Origin of the sequence: Methylocystis sp. Sn-Cys (genome assembly GCF_016745395.1) — a bacterium.
Taxonomy (GTDB): Bacteria; Pseudomonadota; Alphaproteobacteria; order Rhizobiales; family Beijerinckiaceae; genus Methylocystis; species Methylocystis iwaonis.
Window position 1 is genome coordinate 68,506 of sequence record NZ_JAERVJ010000008.1, and the last position, 21,106, is coordinate 89,611.

The 21,106-nt window shown below is 64.0% G+C and carries 12 protein-coding genes; 8 read left to right on the forward strand and 4 right to left on the reverse strand.

Going from position 1 to position 21,106, the window contains the following annotated elements; all coding sequences use genetic code 11:
• The first annotated feature begins 386 nt into the window (after positions 1–386).
• From JJT62_RS15180 to JJT62_RS15190, 3 genes are all read left to right on the forward strand, one after another.
• The gene (locus JJT62_RS15180; protein ID WP_246744930.1) at positions 387–1,703 is read left to right on the forward strand and encodes an exopolysaccharide biosynthesis polyprenyl glycosylphosphotransferase; all 1,317 of its coding nucleotides are present in this window, start codon (positions 387–389) and stop codon (positions 1,701–1,703) included.
• 88 nt (positions 1,704–1,791) lie between these two features.
• Positions 1,792–3,009 (forward strand): exonuclease SbcCD subunit D C-terminal domain-containing protein, encoded by a 1,218-nt coding sequence (locus JJT62_RS15185; RefSeq protein ID WP_202073743.1) that lies wholly within the window; start codon positions 1,792–1,794, stop codon positions 3,007–3,009.
• On the forward strand, positions 3,009–6,758 hold the full coding sequence (locus tag JJT62_RS15190) for an AAA family ATPase (RefSeq protein ID WP_202073624.1): 3,750 nt from the start codon (positions 3,009–3,011) through the stop codon (positions 6,756–6,758). The genes JJT62_RS15185 and JJT62_RS15190 overlap by 1 nt, the downstream gene beginning before the upstream one ends.
• Positions 6,759–6,784: 26 nt before the next feature.
• Here the strand turns inward: JJT62_RS15190 and JJT62_RS15195 are convergent, their stop codons facing one another.
• Positions 6,785–7,879: a TadE/TadG family type IV pilus assembly protein gene (locus JJT62_RS15195; RefSeq protein WP_202073625.1), complete on the reverse strand. Its 1,095-nt coding sequence runs from the start codon at positions 7,877–7,879 to the stop codon at positions 6,785–6,787.
• Positions 7,880–8,044: 165 nt separating this feature from the next.
• Positions 8,045–9,265, reverse strand: coding sequence for a TCR/Tet family MFS transporter (locus tag JJT62_RS15200; RefSeq protein ID WP_202073626.1), 1,221 nt, complete (start codon positions 9,263–9,265; stop codon positions 8,045–8,047).
• A gap of 284 nt (positions 9,266–9,549) precedes the next feature.
• Here JJT62_RS15200 and JJT62_RS15205 point away from each other — a divergent pair, with 284 nt between their 5' ends.
• The 3 genes from JJT62_RS15205 (at position 9,550) to JJT62_RS15215 (ending at position 14,416) form a co-directional block, all read left to right on the forward strand.
• On the forward strand, positions 9,550–11,121 hold the full coding sequence (locus tag JJT62_RS15205; protein WP_202073627.1) for a porin: 1,572 nt from the start codon (positions 9,550–9,552) through the stop codon (positions 11,119–11,121).
• Positions 11,122–11,209: 88 nt separating this feature from the next.
• A complete protein-coding gene (locus JJT62_RS15210) occupies positions 11,210–11,926 on the forward strand; it encodes a tetratricopeptide repeat protein (RefSeq protein WP_202073628.1) in 717 nt (238 codons plus the stop codon).
• A gap of 750 nt (positions 11,927–12,676) precedes the next feature.
• Positions 12,677–14,416, forward strand: a complete 1,740-nt coding sequence (locus JJT62_RS15215; protein WP_202073629.1) for an OprO/OprP family phosphate-selective porin — start codon at positions 12,677–12,679, stop codon at positions 14,414–14,416.
• A gap of 79 nt (positions 14,417–14,495) precedes the next feature.
• On the opposite strand, the gene JJT62_RS15220 is transcribed toward JJT62_RS15215, so the two are convergent.
• Complete coding sequence (locus JJT62_RS15220) at positions 14,496–15,146, reverse strand: Fe2+-dependent dioxygenase (protein ID WP_281928450.1); 651 nt, start codon at positions 15,144–15,146, stop codon at positions 14,496–14,498.
• Positions 15,147–15,661: 515 nt separating this feature from the next.
• Between JJT62_RS15220 and JJT62_RS15225 the strand changes: the two genes are divergently transcribed.
• Positions 15,662–17,014 (forward strand): DEAD/DEAH box helicase, encoded by a 1,353-nt coding sequence (locus JJT62_RS15225; protein ID WP_202073630.1) that lies wholly within the window; start codon positions 15,662–15,664, stop codon positions 17,012–17,014.
• 224 nt (positions 17,015–17,238) lie between these two features.
• Positions 17,239–18,699 (forward strand): glycerol-3-phosphate dehydrogenase, encoded by a 1,461-nt coding sequence (glpD, locus tag JJT62_RS15230; protein WP_202073745.1) that lies wholly within the window; start codon positions 17,239–17,241, stop codon positions 18,697–18,699.
• A 373-nt stretch (positions 18,700–19,072) separates the two neighbouring features.
• Here glpD and JJT62_RS15235 read toward each other — a convergent pair whose 3' ends face one another.
• The gene (locus JJT62_RS15235; protein ID WP_202073631.1) at positions 19,073–20,797 is read right to left on the reverse strand and encodes an acyl-CoA dehydrogenase; all 1,725 of its coding nucleotides are present in this window, start codon (positions 20,795–20,797) and stop codon (positions 19,073–19,075) included.
• Positions 20,798–21,106: the final 309 nt, after the last annotated feature.

The window sequence follows — 21,106 nt, forward strand, 5'->3', positions numbered from 1 at the left end:
GCCCATTTGCGCGGCTTGTCCGGCGGGTTCATGAAGTAGAAATCCAGCAAAAATATAGGTTTTTTGAATAGTTAATTCCAGCGTGAGGCGGTGTTTTGAAATGCCCGATTAGCTGGCGAGCAGAGGGTGGCGCCAGACAGGGCTCATTACTTGCTCCGATTCGGCAATAGCATCGCTCTTGTTCCGTTTTGGAGCAGGCGAGCCGATCCAGGGCCGATCAATTGTCTCAGCAGGCTGATTTTTCCAAAAGGCCGTCTCAGTTTGAAACGCGGCCCCCAAAGGCGAGGCCGCGGCTTCTCGCGGGGACGAATCGCGGCGCAGCTTATTGGGCGCCTCGCCAAAGCACGGCCTTCGTCCGGGCGTCGTTCTCGCTCCTCGCCGCATCTTTGGATTTTCTGGCGCTCGTCCTGACCTCGGTCGTGGTCCAATTCGCCTATGGGGCGCTCACGATCGGCAATCTCGAACTGGGCCTCGTCGCGACGATGATTTTCCTTCTCGGGAGCGTCGTCCGGGAGGAATATTCTTTCGCCAACTACCTCCAGCTTCGGGGCCATGCCTGGCGCTGTTTCAGCCTGTGGAGCGTCGTCAGCCTCCTCGCGCTCGCGATCGGGTTTCTGTCCAACGTCACTGGAGAGACGTCGCGGGCCGCCTTCGTGCTGACCTCGACCCTGGGGTTTGTGGCGCTTTTCGCCGAGCGGGCGACGCTCACCCGTTTCGTCCGCTCCAGCGCGGCCGCGGGCGGCGTATCGGCGCGGCGCCTCTTTCTCGTCGGTTTCGAGAAAGACATCGAGGCCTTCACCTATCGCTATAAACCCTGGACCTGCGGCATGACCGTCGTCGCTTCGGTGGTGCTGCGCGAGACCGAACATACGCTCGACGACGACCTCACGCTTGCGGCGGCCTCGGCGCGTATGCTGCGGCCCGACGACGTCTTCATCCTCTCGCCCTGGTCGCGCACCGATGTCATCGACAAATGCGTGACGGCCTTCCTGCGCGTGCCCGCCCGCATCCATCTCGGGCCGGAGCGCGTGCTCGACCGCTTCGCCAACGCCCATATCGACAAGGTCGGCGCAATCTCGAGCCTGAGCCTCTCCGGCGATCCGCTCAATCTCTTCGAGGTGGCGGCGAAGCGCGTCTTCGACATTGTGGTCTCGGCGCTTGCGCTCGTGGCGCTATCGCCGGCGCTGTTGCTCTGCGCGCTGGCGATCCGGCTCGACAGCCGCGGGCCGGCGCTCTTCTATCAGCGTCGTTACGGCTTCAATCGTCAGACGTTCCGCATCGTGAAACTGCGCACGATGACGACCATGGACGATGGGCGCCACGTCAAACAGGCGACGGCGAATGATCCGCGCGTGACCCGCGTGGGGCGCATTTTGCGCCGATACAACATCGACGAGCTGCCGCAGCTCTTCAATGTGCTGCGCGGCGAGATGTCGCTCGTCGGGCCGCGCCCGCACGCGCTAGCGCATGATCAGCTCTTCGAGCGGCGGATCGCGCTCTATGCGCGCCGTCACAACGTCAAACCGGGCATGACCGGCTGGGCGCAGGTCAACGGCCTGCGCGGCGAAATCGATTCGCCGGAGAAGATCCGACAGAGAATCGAGCACGACCTTTATTACATCGACAATTGGTCGCTGCCTCTCGATCTCTGGATCGTGTTCCTCACCGTCTTTTCGCGCAAGGCGTATCGCAACGCGGTTTGACGAGTTGGGGGGCCGGGCGGCGGGCCCGGGCAGGCAAGTTGCGTATCGCTTGCCTCGGGTCCGCCGCTTGCTGCTTACTGTCGCCGCTGTGATTCGACTCCTACATACCGCCGACTGGCACCTAGGCGCCGCGCTGCAAGGCTGGTCGCGAGAGCCCGAGCATCGCGCCGCGCTGGCGCAGCTCGTCGCGACGGCGCGCGCCCGCGCCGTCGATGCGGTGATCGTCGCGGGCGATATTTTCGACAGTCTCAACCCGTCCGCCGAGGCGCAGCGGCTGCTTTACGACACGCTGCGCGACCTGCGCGCCGCCTGTCCGCGCGCGACCATTGCGCTTCTTGCCGGCAATCACGACCCCGCCGGCAGGCTGGAGGCGCCCCGCGCCTTGTTCGAGATCGCGGGGGTGCATTCGGTGGGCGTCATCGCGCGGCGAGAGGGCGCGCTCGACCTTTCCACCCATCTCCTGCCGATCCGGGACTCATCCGGCGCGGTCGGCGCCCATCTTCTGGCGCTGCCCTATCCGCGCGCAGCCGACCTGCCGATCGCGGGGGCGGATGTGGCGGGCTCTGCTACCGTCTGGGGCGTGCGGGCGCTCTACCGCGAGGCGGTCGACGCCGCGCGGGCAAAAATTGGCGATGCGCCGCTGGTCCTCACCGGCCATCTCCATGTCGCCGGCGGGCTCGAATCCGAGGGCGAGCGGCGCATTCTGGTGGGCGGCGAGCATGCGGCGCCGCCCGACATCTTTCCTGCCGACGCCGCTTATGTGGCGCTTGGCCATCTCCATAAGCCGCAGAAGGTCGGCCGCGAGACGATCCGCTATTCCGGCGCGCTCATCCCGATGTCGAAATCGGAAATCGACTATGCGCATGGCGTCACAATCGTGGAGATCGACGCGGCCGGCGCCGCGACGCCCGAGCATGTGGCCTTCACCCGCAGCGTCCCGCATCTGCGCCTGCCGCGGCAGGGCGCGCTGGCGGTCTTGGAGATTGAGAGCGCGCTTTCCGCTCTCGCGTTCGCCCCAGAAACGCCCGACGACGCCCGGCCTTTCGTTTATCTCGCTGTGACGGTCGACGGCCCCGCCGTGGGATTGAAGGCCGAGATCGACGCGATCTGCGAGAAGTTTCCGGTGCGCCTCGTCTCGCTCGCCGTCGAGCGGCCGCAAATGAGCGAAGCGCCTCAGCCGGCGCCAATGCGGCTTGCCGAACGCCAGCCGCGCGATCTCTTTCGCGAGGCTTTCGAAGCGACGCATCACGTCGCGCCGACGGACGAACATTTGCGCTGCTTCGACCGGCTCGCGGAGGAAGCGTAATGCGCATCCTTGCGATCCGGGGCGAAAATCTTGCGAGCCTCGCCGAACCCTTCGCGATCGAGTTCGAGAGCGAGCCTTTGCGCTCGGCGGGACTTTTCGCGATCATTGGCGAAACGGGCGCAGGCAAGTCGACCATCCTCGATGCGCTGTGTCTAGCTCTTTACGACGAGTTTCCTCGTGTCGTAGCGCCCGGCGCACGAGACGAAATGCCGGACCCCTCTGGGGCGACTATCAAGGAAAATGATCCCCGCACGCTGTTGCGACGCGGGGCGGGGCGTGGTTTCGCAGAGGCCGATTTCGTCGCGCGCGACGGTAAACGCTACCGCGCCCGCTGCGATCTCATGCGTGCGCGCGGCAAGGTCGCCGGGAGGCTGCAAAACCGTGGCCGTAGTCTCTGGCGCATCGACGAGAATGGCGAAAAGATCGAGACGCTCGACTCCGGCGTCGAGCCGGTCAACCGTCGCATCGTTGAGTTGACTGACCTCACCTTCGATCAGTTCCGCCGCACGGCGCTTTTGGCGCAAGGCGATTTCGACGCCTTTCTACGCGCCGACGCCAAAGAGCGCGCCGATCTTCTCGAAAAGATCACCGGCGCGGAAGTCTACGGCCATCTGTCGAGACGCGCTTATGAGCGCTGGGACGAGGCCGCGCGCGCCGTGAAGGCGTTGGAGCAGCAGCGCGCGCTCATCGGCGCCATGCCGGAGGAGGAGCGCGCGGCGATCGTCGCCGAAAGCGAGGAGATCGGCGCGCGGCGCTCGACGCTCACCGCCGAGCAGAGTGAGACGCTCGACGCTTTGCGCCGGATAGACGCGCGCGCGCAGGCGCAGCAGAAGCTCGCCGAGGCAGAAGCCGCGCGCGTCGCTTCGAGCGAAGCGCTGGCGGCGCTCTCGCATCAACAACAAACGCTCGCGAATCTCACTCGCGCCGAACCCTTGCGCGCGCCGCGAGAGGAGCTTCGCAAAGCCGAAGAGTTACTGGCCGAAAAACAGGCTTCGGCGTTGCTCGCGCAACAACAGGCCGAGGCGGCGCAGGCCGCCGTGGAGGCGGCGAGGACGCAAGAACGCTCCGCGATGGCGGCGTTAGGCGCCGCGCAGCGCGAGATCGAGCAATTCGAGCCGCTGTGGCGCGAGGCGAGCGCGCTCGACGCGCGCATCGAGGCCCAGCAGCGCGAGGCCGCCAAGGCGCGCGATGCCGAAGCGGCCGCAGCTCTGCGCCTTGCCGGTAAGCAGGAGGCGCTCGCCAAGGCGCTAGCGGAAGAAGAAGCGTCGGCGGCTGAAAGCGCGACGGCGCAGGGCCGGCTGGAAACGCTCGAGGCAGCGCGGTCCTTGAGCGAGCGGTGGGAAGAGATCGACGACTGGCTCTCCAAGCGCATGCTTCTGTCAAAAGAAAAAAGCGAAACAGAGCGCGCGTTGCAAGACGCAGCAAAAGAGTTGGGCCGCGCCGGCGAGATGCGCGCGGCCTATGACGCCGCCGACAAAGCAGATCGCACGCAGCTTGACGCCGTGCTGGAGCAGACGCGCGAAAGAGAAACGGCGCTTCAGGCCCTCGACGCTCCGGCGGCGCAAAGGCGGGCGGAGGCTTTGTCCGCCGCGCAAGAGGCTTTGCTGTCCATGGCGCGTTGCGCGCGCGATTACGCCGACGCCGAGGCGACTGCTGAAAGCGCTGCGGCGGACGTCGCCCGGCTCGGCGCGGCGCATGGCGCGCTTGTCGAGCAATTGGGGAATTTGCAAGCGGCGCGTGATGTCGAGGCCATTCAAACCGCAGAGGCCGAGCGGCTCGGCGAATTGGCCGACGCGGCGGCCAACCCGCATGCTCTGAGGCTGCGCGCCGCCTTGGACGACGGCGCGCCTTGCCCGGTCTGCGGAGCCAAGGACCATCCTTTCGCACATGCCGAGAACGCCGCGCGCGCGCTCGTTGACGCTCTGCGCGCCAAGCGCGAGGCGGCCCGTCAGGCGCTGGCGCGAACCAACAAGGCCATTTCGGAAACGTCTGCTCAAGAGGCGGCGACGGGCGCCATGCATGAAGAGGCGGCGCGGCGTCTGCGCGCGGCGACAGCAGCGCTCGACGCCGCCACGCGCGACTATGCGGCGTTGTTCACGCAAAACCCCGATTGCGGCGCCCCGCAGGAGATAGCGGGGGCCGGAGCAAATATTGCCGCTTTGCTCGAAGAACTCCGCGCGCAGCGCGCGGCGCTGACGAAAATACACGACACGGCGCAGAAACTCTCTTTGGAGATCGAGCGGCTGCGCAAGGCGTCGGACGATAAGCGCCACGCGATCGAGGGGCGCAAGGAGACGCGCGACGAAGCTGAGGCGCTCGCGCGGCGGGCGGGCGAGGCGCAGGCAGGACTGAAGGAAAAGCTTGCGGGCGCCATTGAGCGCATCGGATCGCTCGACCGCTCGCTCTCGCCTTTTCTCACGTCTTGCAATCTCTCGACCGCCGATCTCGACCGCGACGCCGCCGGCGCGCGTAAAAGGCTCGAAGAGGCTGGCGCGCAATATCGGACGGCCAAGGAGGCGCATGGCCGAGCCGCCGCGCGGCTTATCGAGCTGAGGCCGCAAATCGCAGCCTTCGAGGCGGAGGCGCGTTCGCTCGCCGATCAGGCGAAGGCAGCGGCGGCGGAGCATCTGGCGCGCGCCGCAGACCTCGCCAAATCGCAGCAGGCGCGCAGCGTGCTGCTCGGCGGCGAAGCGACCGCAGCCCACCGCGCGCGTTTCGAGGAACAGCACAAGACCGCGCGCGGGACGCATGAGGCGATGCGCGAGGCGCTGTCGGCGGCCGATAAGGCGAAAGCCGCGAGCGATGAACGCAACGCCGGCGCCGCGCGCGACATCGCGGCGGCGCAAGCCGCTTTGGCGGCGGCGCGCGCGGCTTTTAGCGAAGCGCTCGCAGCGGCGGGGCTTGCCGAAGAGGACGCCACACGGCTTCTTGCGTTCTCGCGCGAGGAGACGGCGGCGATGCGGCTCGTCGTCGAAAACGCGCAATCGGCGCTCCACGCAGTGGAAGCGACTCTCACGCAACGGCGTCGCGATCTTGCCGAAGCCGAGGCCGTTGCGCCGATCGACATGGCCCGCGAGACTCTCTCCGCGCGCCAGGCAGAATTGGCGCAGGCGCTCGACGACCTTTCTGCGCGATCAGGCGCCTTGCAGGAGCGGCTTGCGCGCGACGACGAGGCCCGCAGCCGCGCGCGCAGCCTGTCGGAAGAGATCGCGGCGGCGCAGGCCAATCGCAGGATCTGGGAAGAGATCAACGCCGCGATCGGCTCCAAGGAAGGCGACAAATTTCGCCGCTTCGCGCAGAGCGTCACGCTCGAACAGCTCGTCGCGCTCGCTAATCGTCGCCTGTCGTTACTTTCGCCGCGCTATCGGCTGGAGCGCGCCGGCGAGATGGGGTCGCTCGGGCTTCAGATCGTCGATCGCGATCTTGGCGACGAGCGGCGCTCGACGCGCTCGCTGTCGGGCGGCGAACGCTTTCTTGCGTCGCTCGCGCTGGCGCTCGCTCTCGCGGGATTGGAGGGCAGAGACTCCTTCGTCGACACGCTGTTCATCGACGAAGGTTTCGGCGCGCTGGATTCGGCGACGCTCGACGTTGCAATCGACGCGCTCGAAAATCTGCAAGGGCAGGGGCGCAAGGTCGGCGTCATCAGCCACGTCGAATCGATGCAGGCGCGAATCGCGACGAAAATCTGCGTCGAGCGGCGCGGCGGCGGCGTCAGCGCGGTTCGGCTGCGCGCGCCGGGCTTTGGGTAAAGCTATTCGCGGACGGCCACGCCTGCTCATTTGGTCAATCTGGGGGCGCCGCTGTAATTATTGTTCGAGGCGCAGGTCGTTTGGATGCTGAAGAAAACGTCCTGGTTCGACCAACTCCCGCCGGTCAACGAGCCGGCATAGGGCGTATCCTCCCAGGCGTGGGTGTTGGTCGCCGTCGTCTCGCCTTTGGCGCAGGGCAAAAGCTGCATGATCGAGGGCGCGGTCGTGGTCGAATACATGTTGACGCCGTTGACGAAGAGATTGCGCGATTGGGCGGCGTCCGAGGTGCTGTAAACGACAGGCGACGCCGTCTTCGTGTAGGTCTTGCGGGAAGTTCTCGTTCCGGACGTCACGCAGGTGTAATTCCTGGTCGACGACGATTGGGAGGTGGTCGGCGCCATTCCCGGGCCGCAACCGTCCGTGTAAACCGTCATGGTCAGATAGGCGTTGTCGTAATTCGAGCCGAGCGAAATCGACGTATTCACAGGCCCGGAAACCATATCGCCGCCCGACAGGAATTCGGCGGTCGTCGTTCCGGTCCCGCGGCCGCTCTGGCCGCCCAGGTCGACCGGCTGATAGACGTATGACGCGAGAAGCGTGTCGTTGGATGCGCCGACCGTATGAACATAGAGGTCGACTTCTTTCCAGTACCAGCCATAGGCGCCGGTCAGCGTGAAGATAAGAGTCGACGGCGTGCGCGCGGTTTGATTTGTCGCCGTCGCAGTGGCTCGGATCGGAATCGAGTCGATATAGGCGAGCTGCAGAAAGGTCGTCGGCACTTTCGCGTCGGCCGTGCCGGTGATCGAGCCGTCGGCGTTCTTCGTCCAGGAGACGGTCGCGTTTTTCAGCAGCGAGGCGTCGGGTTGGTTCGTGAGATGTATCGTGGCGGCGGTCGATTGATTTGCCGTCGCCGCCAGGGTCGCCGTATCGAGCGCCTGTTGAAGCTCCGATTTCGCGCGATCGACTCGCATGAAGTCGACGCCGGCGCCAACAAACAACATAATCGGCAAGAGCGCCATGGCGAAAAGAACTGCCACAACGCCGTCGTCCTCGCGCTGCATGGCGTGGACGAGCAGTCGAATCCTGCCCGAGTAATGGGAGAAGCCCCGAGTCCGCATCATGCGTCTCTCGTTTAGTTATGTAGTGATGCGGTATTACTCCTCAGTCGTTGACAAACCCTTCAGAGAATATTCCGGCCTCGCATCAAAATTCGGATAATTGGCGCGGCTCGCCCCCGGCGCGCGATTGCGCCGTTTAGGGAATTTTCTGAATAAATACTTGTTAAATTAAAGCAATTTGTAATTGATGGCTTTCAGTCCCAACGTAAGACTGGAGACGAGGAGCGCCGCGGCGGCGAAATAGCTCGCGCCGGAGAAAAAATCGATCGACAGCGAGAAGGCGAAAATCTGCGAGAAGATCAGCGGGCCGGTCATGCCCGAGACCCCGCGCAGACTGCCGAGCGCGCCCTGCAGCCGGCCTTGCTCCGAAGAGCCGGCAAGCCGCGTCGCCAGGCCTTGGAAAGACGGATTGGCCATGCCCCAGAGCGCCACCAACGGCGCCCCCGCCATGAAGCCCAGGCCCGTCGGCGCGAAGGCGAAGGCGAGAAAGCCGAGCGCGCCGGAGACAAGCGCAATGGTCAGCGTCACTTTTTCGCCGAGCCGCGCCACCGCGGGCCGCACCAGGCCGCCGGAGACGATGGTTTGCGACACGCCGACAATTGCAAGCGCCCAACCCGTGTCGGCCACGTCCCAATGATAGCGCTGCTGCGTATAGAGCACGAAAAGCGCCGGCAGCGATTCATGCGCGAGATAGGACAGGAAGAGCGCGCCGGACAGCAGCGTCAGCGCGCGATCGCGCCGCAGGAAATCGAGCGAGCCGGCCACATTGGCGCTGCGCCAGACAATGCCGGTCGTGCGCTTTTCGGGCGGCAGAGATTCAGGGAGGATGAAATAGCCGTAAAGCGCATTGGCGAGGCTGAAAGCCGCCGCGGCCCAGAAGGGAAAGCGCAGATCATACGCGCCGAGCGCGCCGCCGATCGCCGGGCCGAGGACGAAGCCCAGGCCGAAGGCGGCCCCGATGAGGCCGAAACGGCCCGCGCGTTTCTCTGGCGGGGTGATGTCCGCGATATAGGCGTTGGCGGTCGAGACGCTCGCCGCCGTGGCTCCGGAGATCAGCCGCCCAATGAGGAGAAACGGCAGCGAGGGCGCGAGCGCCATGAAGATATAGTCGAGGCCGAGCCCTAGATTGGAGGCCAGCACGACCGGGCGGCGGCCGAAATGATCCGACAGGGCGCCGAGCACGGGCTGGAAGAAGAACTGCATCGCCGCCCAGGCCAAGCCGAAGAGGCCGACGACGCGCGCCGCCGAGCCCAGATCCCCGCCTTCGAACTGCACGATCAGCTTTGGCAGCACCGGGATGATGACGCCCAGAGCCAGCATGTCCAGCGCGACGGTGACGAGAATAAAGATGAACGCCGCCTCACGACGAGGCTGTTGCGCGGGGGTCATCTGTGGCCTTGCAGTTAGGAAAAGTCGGCCTTTCCGATAGCGGCAACGCGACCGCGCGGCAAGGCGGTGATTTGGGCGAGGCCAGGACAAGCTATGGTTAATATCATGGCGGAGTGTGGCCGTTATGCCACGCGAATCAGGCCTGTAAATGCTAAAACTGTGGCATTGGAGCCACAGTTGCGTTCGCGCCTCCTGTCACAGTTTGCGTTCTATGAAAATTGTCACGCCACTGTCATCGACGGGCGGCTTCACTCGCCCCCGGAAGTTAACGAAGGGGGTTCCTTATGAAACTTGGTGTTGGACGGGCCGCATTTGCCGCCGCGGCGTTCGGTCTTCTCGCGGGGGTGGCGGCCTCTCCGGCCGCGGCCGACACGGCTTCGGAAATCCGCGCGTTGAAAGCGCGCCTCAACAAGCTCGAATCCGAAGAGGCGGCCGCGAAACGCGCCGCCAAGGCGGAAGCGCAGCGCGCACATGCCGCGCCGGCCGTGGCGCATGCGCCGGAGGCGCCGAAGCACTGGTACGAGAAGCTCAGCATCCGCGGCTACACGCAGATGCGCTACAACGACACGATCAACGCGGACAATTGGAATAATGTCTACAGCCCGCATGATCGCTCGGTGGGCCCGCGCAGGAACTTCCTGCTCCGTCGCGCGCGCCTGATCGTCAGCGGCGACGTCTCCAGCCATCTGTATCTCTACGTTCAGTTCGACCTTGCCTCCGCGCCGTCGGGCACGTTCAGCAATAGCTTCACGGCGGGGACCAATCCCTCCTACGCCCTGTACAATCCCCAGATCGGCATCTACGGCAACTCGGCGGGTAATTTCGCCCAGATGCGCGACGCTTACGCCGATATCTCGATCGACGAGAAGAAAGAATTCCGTTTCCGCGTCGGTCAGTCGAAGATCCCCTACGGCTTCGAAAACATGCAGTCCTCGCAGAATCGCCTCGCGCTGGACCGCGCCGATGCGATCAATAGCTGCTGCAAGGACGAGCGCGATGTCGGCATCTTCTTCTACTATACGCCCGAGCATATGCGTCATCTCTTCCGCGACCTTGTGAGGAACAACCTCAAGGGCACGGGCGACTACGGCATGGTCGCTTTGGGCGTCTATAACGGCCAGGGCGCGAACCGCATCGAGCTGAACAACGGCGTCCACATCGTCGGCCGCTTCACCTATCCTTACGTCTTCGCGAACGGTCAGATCGTCGAAGCCTCGATCCAGGGCTACACCGGCCGCTACATGCCGACGACGTCCGCGATCACCCCGTCTCTCGGCATGGCCACCAACTGGGCGGGCTACCGTCCTGTCGGCTTCCCTGGCGCCGGCGTGCCTTTCGTCAATGCGCCCGGCTATTTCGACGGCACCCGGAATCTCGTGCTCGGCAATTATCCCGGCGCGAACGCCTGGGGCTGGAGCTGCGCCAATGGCTGCCAGGGCGTCAAGGACGATCGCGTCGCCGTCACCGGCGTGATCTATCCGCAGCCCTTCGGTCTGCGCGCCGAATGGAACTGGGGCCGCGGCCCCGCTCTCGATCCGACGCAGACCTATATCCGCTCGGCCGGCCTGAACGGCGGCTATGTCGAGGCGACCTATAAGTATGACGACAAGGAGTTCGGCCTCGGCACCTTCTTCCCCTTCTTCAAATGGCAGTATTTCAACGGCGGCTGGAAAACCGAAACCAACGCTCCGTCGGCCCGCACCTATGAATGGGACGTCGGCGTCGAGTGGCAGCCGCTGCCGGAGGTCGAGGTGACGGCGGTCTATTCGAATATGAACCGCACCAACACCGGCGCGGCGCCCTACCGCCAGTTCCATGCCGACTTGCTGCGCATGCAGCTTCAGTGGAACTACTGAGCGAAATTCGATACGCTCACAAACAAGAGGAACGTCCCCGGTTTTCCGGGGGCGTTCCTATCTCTTTATAGCGTGAAAAAGGGTTCGCATGCGAAAGCGCATTGGCTCATTCCTGATCCTGCTCGCCGCCACAATCGCGGCTAGTTCAGCTCGCGCCGACGCTTACGAGGACGTGACCGCCGCGACAAGCAAGGGCGACTACGCGGCTGCGGTAAAAATCCTCAAGCCGCTGGCCGAGAAAGGCGAAGCGCGGGCGATGTCCGAGCTCGGCCCGATCTACCTTATGGGCAAGGGCGTCCCGATCGATCACAAGGAAGCGATCAAGTGGATCAGGCAGGCTGCCGAAAAGGGTGACGCGGCGGCTCAGGCCAATCTGGGCACGATGTATCTCGATGGCCACATACTGAAGCAGGACTATGCGGAAGCGATGAAGTGGAGCCTGCTCGCGGCGGGCAAGGGCGTCGCGGCGGCGCAGGCAAATATCGCCAGCATGTATTATGACGGCTCCGGGGTCGGGCAGGATTATAAGGAAGCCGCGAAATGGATGCGCCTCGCCGCGAAGCAGGGAGACGCCGAATCGCAGGTCAATCTCGGAACCATGTATGTGGCGGGTCAAGGTTTGGATCGTGACCTGCTGCGCGGTTACATGTGGACCGCGATCGGCCTCGAACCTTTGTCCATGCCGCCCGACCAGAAAAAGGAAATGCAGGAGTTATCCGCGCAGCTCCTCTCTGAGCCGGATCTCGCCAAGGCCAAAGAGATGGTCAAGAAGTGCAAGGAATCGCAATTCAAGAATTGCGATTGACGATGAGCCTGAATGGCGCGTCGGCGAAGCCGCGCCGCGAAGGGCGGTGCGGCTTTTTTGTCGTGGTTTTTTTCTAGGGTTTTATTTTGGGCGCGGCGCGATTCTTTTCCGCCGCAAATTTTGAACGATTGAAGCGGCTGTTCGCGCGCCAGGCGCCCCCCTCTGAATCTCGACAACAGCGTCTTCGGTCCCGATCTCTCGCTATCGGGAGCGCTCGCAAGCTCTGGTTTCTTGCGAGAGGCTGATCGACGAGGATTGTTTCAGCCCCGTTCAGCCAAGTCCACCACCACGCCCCTACGGCGATAGGCTTTTTGCCCGTTCTTCGCGCCTTTGGACAGCGGGCTCGATCCAAGGCGGGCGGATCAGACCGTCGGCTCCTTTCGCCGCGACCCATCCACTGCGCAAAGCGCGAGGTTGAGAATGGGATGCTGATATTTCTGCCATATGTCTACCAGATTTCGAGTATTGCCACTCAGCAATTATATGTTTCTAATAGGCAGTAATATTTCGAAATTGCGACTGGTATGTTTCAGATTCATTGGAAGTATGTCGTGATATTATCAGTTGACACCATATGGAAATATTTAGAAATGCGTCTGAATTGTGTTGCATAATGGCAACGCTATTGGTGAATAACTATCTACAGCGCAGCTAATACTTTGCATGTCATGGATCTGTCACAGGATGTATCGACTATGCATCAGCCTAAAAAACAGGCACAATCAGAGTGCGGGCTGGAGAAATTCGGACATGATCAAGAAATATGCAGTTTGCGGCGCAGCGCTCGGCGCGCTTCTATCCTCGTCGGGAGCCTTCGGGGCCGCCGACCCGGGGTCGATCGAAAAGCGCATGAAAGCTCTGGAGGCGGAGATGGCCAAGCTGCGCAAGGAAGCGAAGGAGGCCAAGGCCGCGGCCGCCGCCAAATCCAACGTCGCCAATCTTTCGCACAAAGGCGATGTCCACGCGCCGCCGCCGGTGTTCGTAAGCTTCAAGAACGGTCTCTTCGTCGAGACCGAAGACAAGGCTTACAGCTTCAAGGTTGGCGGCCGCATCATGGTGGACGGCGGCGGCATCTCCCAGCCGTTGAACGGCTTCTCGAACCAGGTCGGCGTTCGCCAGATCCGTCTCGAGGTCGAAGGCAAGGCCGCCCAAGTCTGGTTCTACAAATTGCAGTACGACTTCTCCGGCACCGGTCAGGTCACCGGCAACAATCAAGTGCTCGGCGGCATGCGCGATGTGTATTTCGGCATCCAGCATCCGGCCCTGTCGGTTCCTTTCGCGAAGGACCCGCTCTTCGTGATGGTCGGCAATCACTTCGAGCCCTTCAGCCTCGAGTCGACCTCTTCTTCTAAGTTCCGCACGTTCATCGAGCGCGCGATGGCGGTGGAAGGCATCGCCCCGAACCGTCACCTCGGCATTTCGGTGGGCGGCTATGGCGACAACTGGACCGGCCGTATTGGCGTCTTCTCCACATCCATGGAGGACGCCTCCTACACGCCGGGCCAGAACACGCCGTCGAGATGGGGCATCCCGAAAGCCGCTGGCTGGGTCTCCACGGGCGGAGCCCAATATGTCGACGTCGCCGGCCGCTTCACCTATGCGCCGATCAAGGACGAGCACAATCTGCTGCACTTTGGCGTGTCGGGCCGCTACCACAGCCCGAACGACGCCACCGGCGCCAACGACGATCGTGTTCTGCGTCTCGGCAATCGCCTGCGCTCGGAGGCGACCGTACTCGGCCAGGGCCTTCTGGGCACGCCGGATATGTCCTGCGGCTCCTACGCCAACGGCGGCTTGTTCGGGGGCATCCCATTTAGCGCGGTGGCCGGGCACTGCACCAAGCATGTCACGAGCTACGGCTTCGAGCTCGCGGGCGCCTATGGGCCGTTCGACATGCAGGCCGAATATATCGCAACGGATTATACGCGCGACAACAACAAAATCCTGCAAGCTCGCGCCTCGGGCGTGTTCGCTCCGGGCGGGTCGAGCTCTCACTTTGGCGGCTACTATATCTACGGCCAGTATTGGGTGACGGGCGAAGAGCGTGCCCAAGCCTACAGCACCTCCGATAAGTCGGGCGCGAATTTCTTCGAGCCGAAAATCAAGAACCCCTTGAGCGCGGGCGGCTTTGGCGCGTTCAGCCTGGCCGGGCGCTACAGCTCGGTCAATCTGAACAGCGGGCCTTACTCCGGTTCGGGCCTCGCGAATATGCTCGCCTACACGACTTATGTGCAGCCGAGCGCCGCCACGACCGCCGCAATCGTCAACTCCGGCGTCTATGGCGGCCGTCAGGAGAACGTCACGACGGGCTTCAACTGGTATCCGGACAAGGGCGTGCATCTCCAGTTCAACTGGACGCATGTTCTCCACGTCTCGGCGCCGCTCAACGATTACAACATCGTCGGCGCCCCGATGCCGGGCCGTCAGGGCTTCTACTACAATGGCGCGCATCCCGACCTCTTCGAGGCGCGCGCGCAGGTCTACTGGTAAGAGCTGGCGCAAGAAGACCGTCCCGCGCCTCGCGCGGGGCGGTTTTTTCGGGGCGTGGAAAAGACGCCGTGGCTCTGCGCTATTCGCACCACATGCGCATGAGACTTGCCGCGTTCTTCAGCAGCAGATCGACCAATTCGTCACGTCCATGTCGCGCGACGTAAGAGCGGTGAACGACATTGAGCTCGCGGAGAACCGTGCGCCGCTGTTCGTCCCGCACCCGGCTTTCGATCCAGCCGACGCATGCGAGGCGGCTGCCCCGAGTGACTGGCGTCACGCGGTGAATCAACCCGGTCGAATAGAGGAACAGGCTGCCGATCGCGGGCTTGACTTTCAAGAGACCGTGCTCTTGCTCCAGCACCAATTCGCCGCCGTCGTAATTGGCGTGATCTTCGAGAAACAAGGTGAACGAGAGATCGCACCTGTAGTTGTTCATGATCGGCGCGTCGGTGTGGTTGCCGTATTCCATCCCTACGTCGTAGCGGTTGACGCTCATCGCGGCGATGCGTTTGGGAATGGCGTAAAGCTCTACCTCTTCGTGGGTCATCAACCTCGAAGCGATGTCGTCGAGAATCCTGCTACCTTTCTCGCGGTCCATTTGGAGATTGTTTTTGACGCGCGCGGCCAGGCCGGTGGCCGTCGACGAGCCGGCGTTGAAGGGCGTATCGACGATCTTCCTACGCAGACGTTCGGCGCTGTCCCGGTCCAAGAAATTGTCGATGAGCAGCACGGGAAAATCCTTTCCGTGGATCGAGCGAATTCAGTCGCGCTTCTTCCGGGTCGCTCGACGACGCAGGCCCGGCAATGACGACCGCGCCCGGAGGAGGCGATGACGCAGGCATTCTGAATGGCTGGCGGAGGCATGATCGGAAGGGAGCGCCCGGCACAAACTGGCGGAGCCGTGCCGGGCGCTGGGGGTCGGCCGCGGATGGAGACCGGCCGACGCGACGCAATTATACCCGGGGCGTCTTGGACTCTGTTTCTGAAGCATTGCTGCTCTGCGTCAGACGGCCCCATTGACCCGCGGCGCTTCTTCTTATACGAGACTGAAAGCTGCGCCGCAGCATGAGGCGCTCCAGCCGCGTATAGCCGACGTCACTTTCAGTTGCGTCGGGCCCGCTGTCGAGCCTCCCCACGCATCAATCGACGGCCCGATACGCGGGGCAAGTCTCCCTTTTTTCCGGATCGAAACCGCCCGCGCTCGCTCCCCGACCGCGGCCGCGAATCCCTTATGAAAGACGCTCAGTGACCCAATTTGCCGATCTCGGTCTTTCCGAGATTCTTCTTCGCGCCTTGAACCGCGAAGGCTATGAGACCCCGACGTCCATCCAGGCCCAGTCCATTCCCTATCTGCTTCAGGGGCGCGACCTTCTCGGCATCGCCCAGACCGGCACCGGCAAGACGGCGGCCTTCGCTTTGCCGATATTGGAGCGCTTCGCCGCCGACCGGCGCCGTCCCACGCCCTTTACGGCGCGTGCGCTGGTGCTTGCGCCGACGCGCGAACTCGCGGCCCAGATCGCCGATAGTTTCCGCGCCTATGGGCAATTCATGCGGCCGAGCGTCGGCGTGATCGTCGGCGGCGTGTCGCATCGCCCGCAGATCGAGATGCTGTCGCGCGGCCTCGACGTGCTCGTCGCGACGCCCGGCCGGCTTCTCGACCATATTGCGTCGGGGCGCTTCAAGCCGGCGACGACAGAGGTGCTCGTCCTCGACGAAGCGGATCACATGCTCGATCTCGGCTTCGTCGTCCCGATCCGCCAGATCGTGGCGAAGCTTTCCAAGAACCGCCAGACCTTGCTCTTCTCGGCCACCATGCCGAAGGAGATCGCCGGGCTCGCGCAGGATATGCTGAATAACCCCGCGCAAGTGTCGGTGACGCCGGTCGCCACCACCGCCGAGCGGGTCGAGCAGCATGTGTTTCTCGTCGACGGCGGCGCCAAGCGCGACGTGCTGCTCGAGCTGATGAAAGACACGGACATCTCCCGCGCCATCGTCTTCACCCGCACCAAGCGCGGCGCCGATCGCGTGGCGCAGCATCTCGAGGCGGCGGGCGTCGGCGCCGAGGCGATTCATGGCAACAAGAGCCAGAACCAGCGCATCCGCGCGCTCGACTCGTTCCGCAAGGGACGCACGCGCGTTCTGGTCGCGACGGATATTGCGGCGCGCGGCATCGACGTCGATGGCGTGACGCATGTCGTCAATTTCGAGCTGCCGGAAGTGCCGGAAGCTTACGTCCACCGCATCGGCCGCACGGCCCGCGGCGGCGCTTCTGGTCGGGCGATTTCCTTGTGCGACAACGGCGAGCGTCCGTTGCTGCGGCAGATCGAGAAGCTGACGCGCCAGTCGCTGCCCTTCACCGACCGCCGCAGCGAGGACCAGCGCCGCGACGACGCCCAACCGCGCCGCGCCCAACCGAGCAATGGCGCCGGGCGGAATGCGCATAAGCATCCGCGCCGCGAAGGCCAGCACGCCGAAGCGCGCCGGCCGGGGGGCGAACGCCAGAACGCGCAGCGTCCGGCGCGGCCAGCCAATGGCCAGAAGCGGCGGGCGCATGGCGGCGGCGGCAATCGCCCGCAATCGCGCGCGCCGCAGGCCTGATAAGAAAGACCATCGCTTTCGCAAAGCCGGCAGTCGCCGGCTTTGCCTTTTCTGAGAGGCTCGACGTCATTGCGAGGAGCGAAGCGACGAAGCAATCCAGGGCCGTGATGCGGCTCTGGATTGCTTCGCTGCGCTCGCAATGACGGTGGATGGCGTTGCGGTCCTTCCTTGCGCTCGCCCGCACGCGCCTTAGATTGAGCATGAGCCAACCGAGAGCGGCGCGCATGCTCTATGACCTTCTCATTATCGGCGGCGGGATCAACGGCTGCGCTATTGCGCGCGACGCGGCGGGGCGGGGGCTTTCGGTGCGCCTCGTCGAGCAGAACGATCTTGCGAGCGGCACGTCGTCGGCCTCGACCAAGCTCATTCACGGCGGCTTGCGTTATTTGGAGCTTTATGAGTTTCGTCTCGTGCATGAAGCGCTGGAGGAACGCGAGCGTCTGCTCGCCGCCGCGCCGCACATCATCTGGCCGCTGAAATTCGTGCTGCCCTATGAAAAGGGCCTGCGTCCTTTGTGGATGCTGCGGCTCGGCCTCTTTCTCTACGATCATCTCGCGCGCCGCAAACGCCTCGAAGGCTCGCATCTGGTTGCGCTAGGGGACAATGCGCTCGGCGCGCCGTTGCGCGAAACCTATAACGTCGGCTTCACTTATGCCGATTGCTGGGTGGAGGATTCGCGTCTCGTTGCGCTCAACGCGCTCGACGCCAAGGAGCGCGGCGCGACGATCAGCGTCGGCGCGCGGCCCGTTCAGGCGAAACGCAAGGGCGCGCATTGGACCGCTAAACTCGATGGCGGCATGGAGATCGAGGCGCGCGCTTTGGTGAATGCGGCGGGACCGTGGGTTTCGCAGGTCATCGAAGGCGCGCTGCATATGCATTCGCGCAAGCATGTGCGGCTGGTGAAGGGCTCGCATCTCGTTACACGCAGACTCTACGTGGGCGACCACGCTTATATTTTGCAAAACCCGGATGGCCGCATCGTCTTCGCCATTCCCTTCGAGCATGCGTTCACGTTGATCGGCACAACCGACGTCGCTTATGAGGGCGCGCCGGGTGAGGTTGCCATCAGCGACGCGGAGACAGACTACCTCCTCGACGCCATCAACCATTTCCTGAGAAAACCAGTCACGCGCGCAGACGTCGTGTGGAGCTATTCGGGGCTGCGGCCCCTTTACGACGATGGTTCTCTCAACGCCTCAGTGGTGACGCGCGACTATGCTTTTGATCTCGACGCGCCAGAGGACGGCGCGCCGGTTCTTTCGATTTTCGGCGGCAAGATCACAACGGCCCGCCGTCTCGCCGAACATGCGCTGGACGAGTTGCGCCGCTTCCTGCCGGCGCATGGCGAGGCATGGACGGCGGGCGCCGCGTTCCCCGGGGGCGATATGGAGTTCGACGCCCTTCTCGCGCGGTTGAAGAGCGAGAAGCCTTTTCTCGGCGACGTATTGGCGCGGCGGCTCGCGCGCGCCTATGGGACGCGCGTCGAGCGCATTGTGAAGCATGCGCATGCGATGGCGGATTTAGGCCGTGACTTTGGTTGCGGGCTCACCGAGGCGGAAGCGCGTTATCTCATCGAGAACGAATGGGCGCGGAAAGCTGACGATATTTTGTGGCGACGTTCTAAGCTGGGGCTGCATATGAGTGCGGAGCAGCAGTTGGGCTTAAGAGAATATATGGGCGCTTAGCCTCTCGATGCCGGGTGGATAGCAATCCAGCGTCATTAGCCGCCAATACCTCCCCTTTACGGGGAGGTCGGCGGCCGAAGGCCGCCGGGTGGGGCTCGCGCCGCAATGAGTGTGGCGGGGCTTTACCCCACCCGACCCGTAAAGGCTAAGAGAGTCACTCATCTCGGGGGGCGTCATGGCCGGGCTTGTCCCGGCCACCCACGCCGAGGGGCAGAGCCCAACAAGACACTTTATCACTACGGACAAAGTTCGTGCATCGTCCCTCTCGTTAACGCAAACGTTCCAATGACTGGCAAGCATCAGCCGCTTTTTGCGCGGCGTGGGTGGCCGGGACAAGCCCGGCCATGACGGGGGCCGCGGTTGACCAACGCACTCATCCTGCAAACGCGGCCTTTCCTTCCGTCACCGAGCGTGCGCCTTCCACTACCGTCTTCGCCAAGCCCGGCGCCGCCACCGCAATATTCGTGGCGAAGAAATGCGCCAGCGCTTCATAGCGCGCGGCGTTGTGATCGCTGTCGCGCCGCGCGGCTTTGGCGGCTTTTTCGAGAAGCGTCGCGCCGCGCGCCAGCGCGAACAGGCGCAGATAAGGCGTCGCGCCCGCAAGGGCCTCGGCCGGCGCTTGCTTCGTCGCGCGCAACAGATAGTCGCTGGCTTGCGCGAACGCTTCCACCGCCGCGTCGACCGCGGCGACAGTGCTCTCTCTTGCGATGGCGCGCATGTCGTCGATCTCGTGGTTCAGCGCCGCGCCGCCCGACATCGGCAATTTGCGCCCCACGAGGTCGATCGCCTGAATGCCGTTCGTGCCTTCATAGATCGCGCAAATGCGCGCGTCGCGCATAAGCTGGGCGACGCCCGTCTCTTCGATATAGCCCATGCCGCCGTGCACCTGCACGGCGAGCGAGGTCACTTCATTGCCGATGTCGGTGGAGAAGGCCTTGGCCACAGGCGTCAGCAGGCTCGCGCGCTCTTCCGCTTCCCTGGCGCGGGCGGGGTCCTGGTCGCGATGCGCGCGGTCGAGCGACGCGGCCGTCTCGAAAGAGATCAGACGCGCGGCCGCCGTCAGGCTGGCCATGGTGAGCAGCATGCGAGCGACGTCCGGGTGCTCGATGATCGCGCTCGTCTCCGGCGCGCCCGGCGCGCGGCCCTGCTTGCGTTCCTTGGCGTAAGCCAGCGCGGCCTGCGTGGCGCGTTCGGCAAGCGCAACGCCCTGCAGGCCTACCGAAAGCCGGGCGTTGTTCATCATAGTGAACATGCAGGCAAGGCCATTGTTTTCTTCGCCGATCAGAAAGCCGACGGCGTCCTCATAAACCATGGTGCAGGTCGGCGAGGCATGGATGCCGAGCTTGTGTTCGACGCCGGCGCAATGCAGCGTGTTGCGGCGGGTGAAGGCGCCCTTTTCATCGGGCAGGAATTTTGGCGCGAGGAAAAGCGAGATACCCTTCGTTCCGGGCGGCGCATCGGGGAGCCGCGCCAGCACCAGATGCACGACGTTGTCGGCGAGATCGTGCTCGCCATAAGTGATGAATATCTTCTGGCCGCTGAGGCGGTAGGAGCCGTCGGCGTTGCGCTCGGCGCGGGTGCGCAGAAGCGCGAGGTCCGAGCCCGCCTGCGGTTCGGTGAGATTCATCGTCCCGGTCCATTCGCCGCTGACGATCCTGGCGAGATAGGTCTCCTTCAGCGCCGCGCTCGCATGCGCCTCCAGCGCCTCGATCGCGCCATGGGAGAGAAGTGGGCACAGGGCGAAGGAGATATTCGCCCCGTTCCAGATTTCCGTGCAGGCTGCGTTGAGCAGCGCGGGGAGGCCCAGCCCGCCGTGATCCGGGCTCGCCGCGATGGCGTTCCAGCCGCCGGCCTGCCAGGCGGCATAGGCCTCGCGCCAGCCGGGGGCGGTGGTCACCGCGCCATCGGCAAATTTGACGCCGGCGCGGTCGCCGATCCTGTCGAGCGGCAGAAGCTGCCCTTCGGCGAATTTCGCCGCCTCGTTGAGCGTCTGCTCGGCGACGCCGTCGGCGATATCGGCGTAGAGGTCCTCGAGGTCCGCCCCCGCGGCGAGGCGTAGAGAGAAGAGAATATCAGTAAGCGGCGCGCGATAGGTCATCCGGGTCAGCCTCGGGAAAGCGAATCGTCAAACTGAATTTAGCGCCCTCGGGGAGAGCGTGGTCGATAATGACACCCTTACACACCGTCATGGCCGGGCTCGTCCCGGCCATCCACGCCGTGCAGGCGTCAGAACGTGCGGAGCGGATAAGTTTACTGGCATAAACCCCGCCTGTGGGACAGCGCGTCCCGTCATCGGCCGTATCCCTCGGCGTGGATGGCCGGGACAAGCCCGGCCATGACGAGATGCGAGGTCCGACCCGTGAGCGCGCCACCCTCTCCAGCCCTCGCTTTTTCGCCCGCTTTTCCG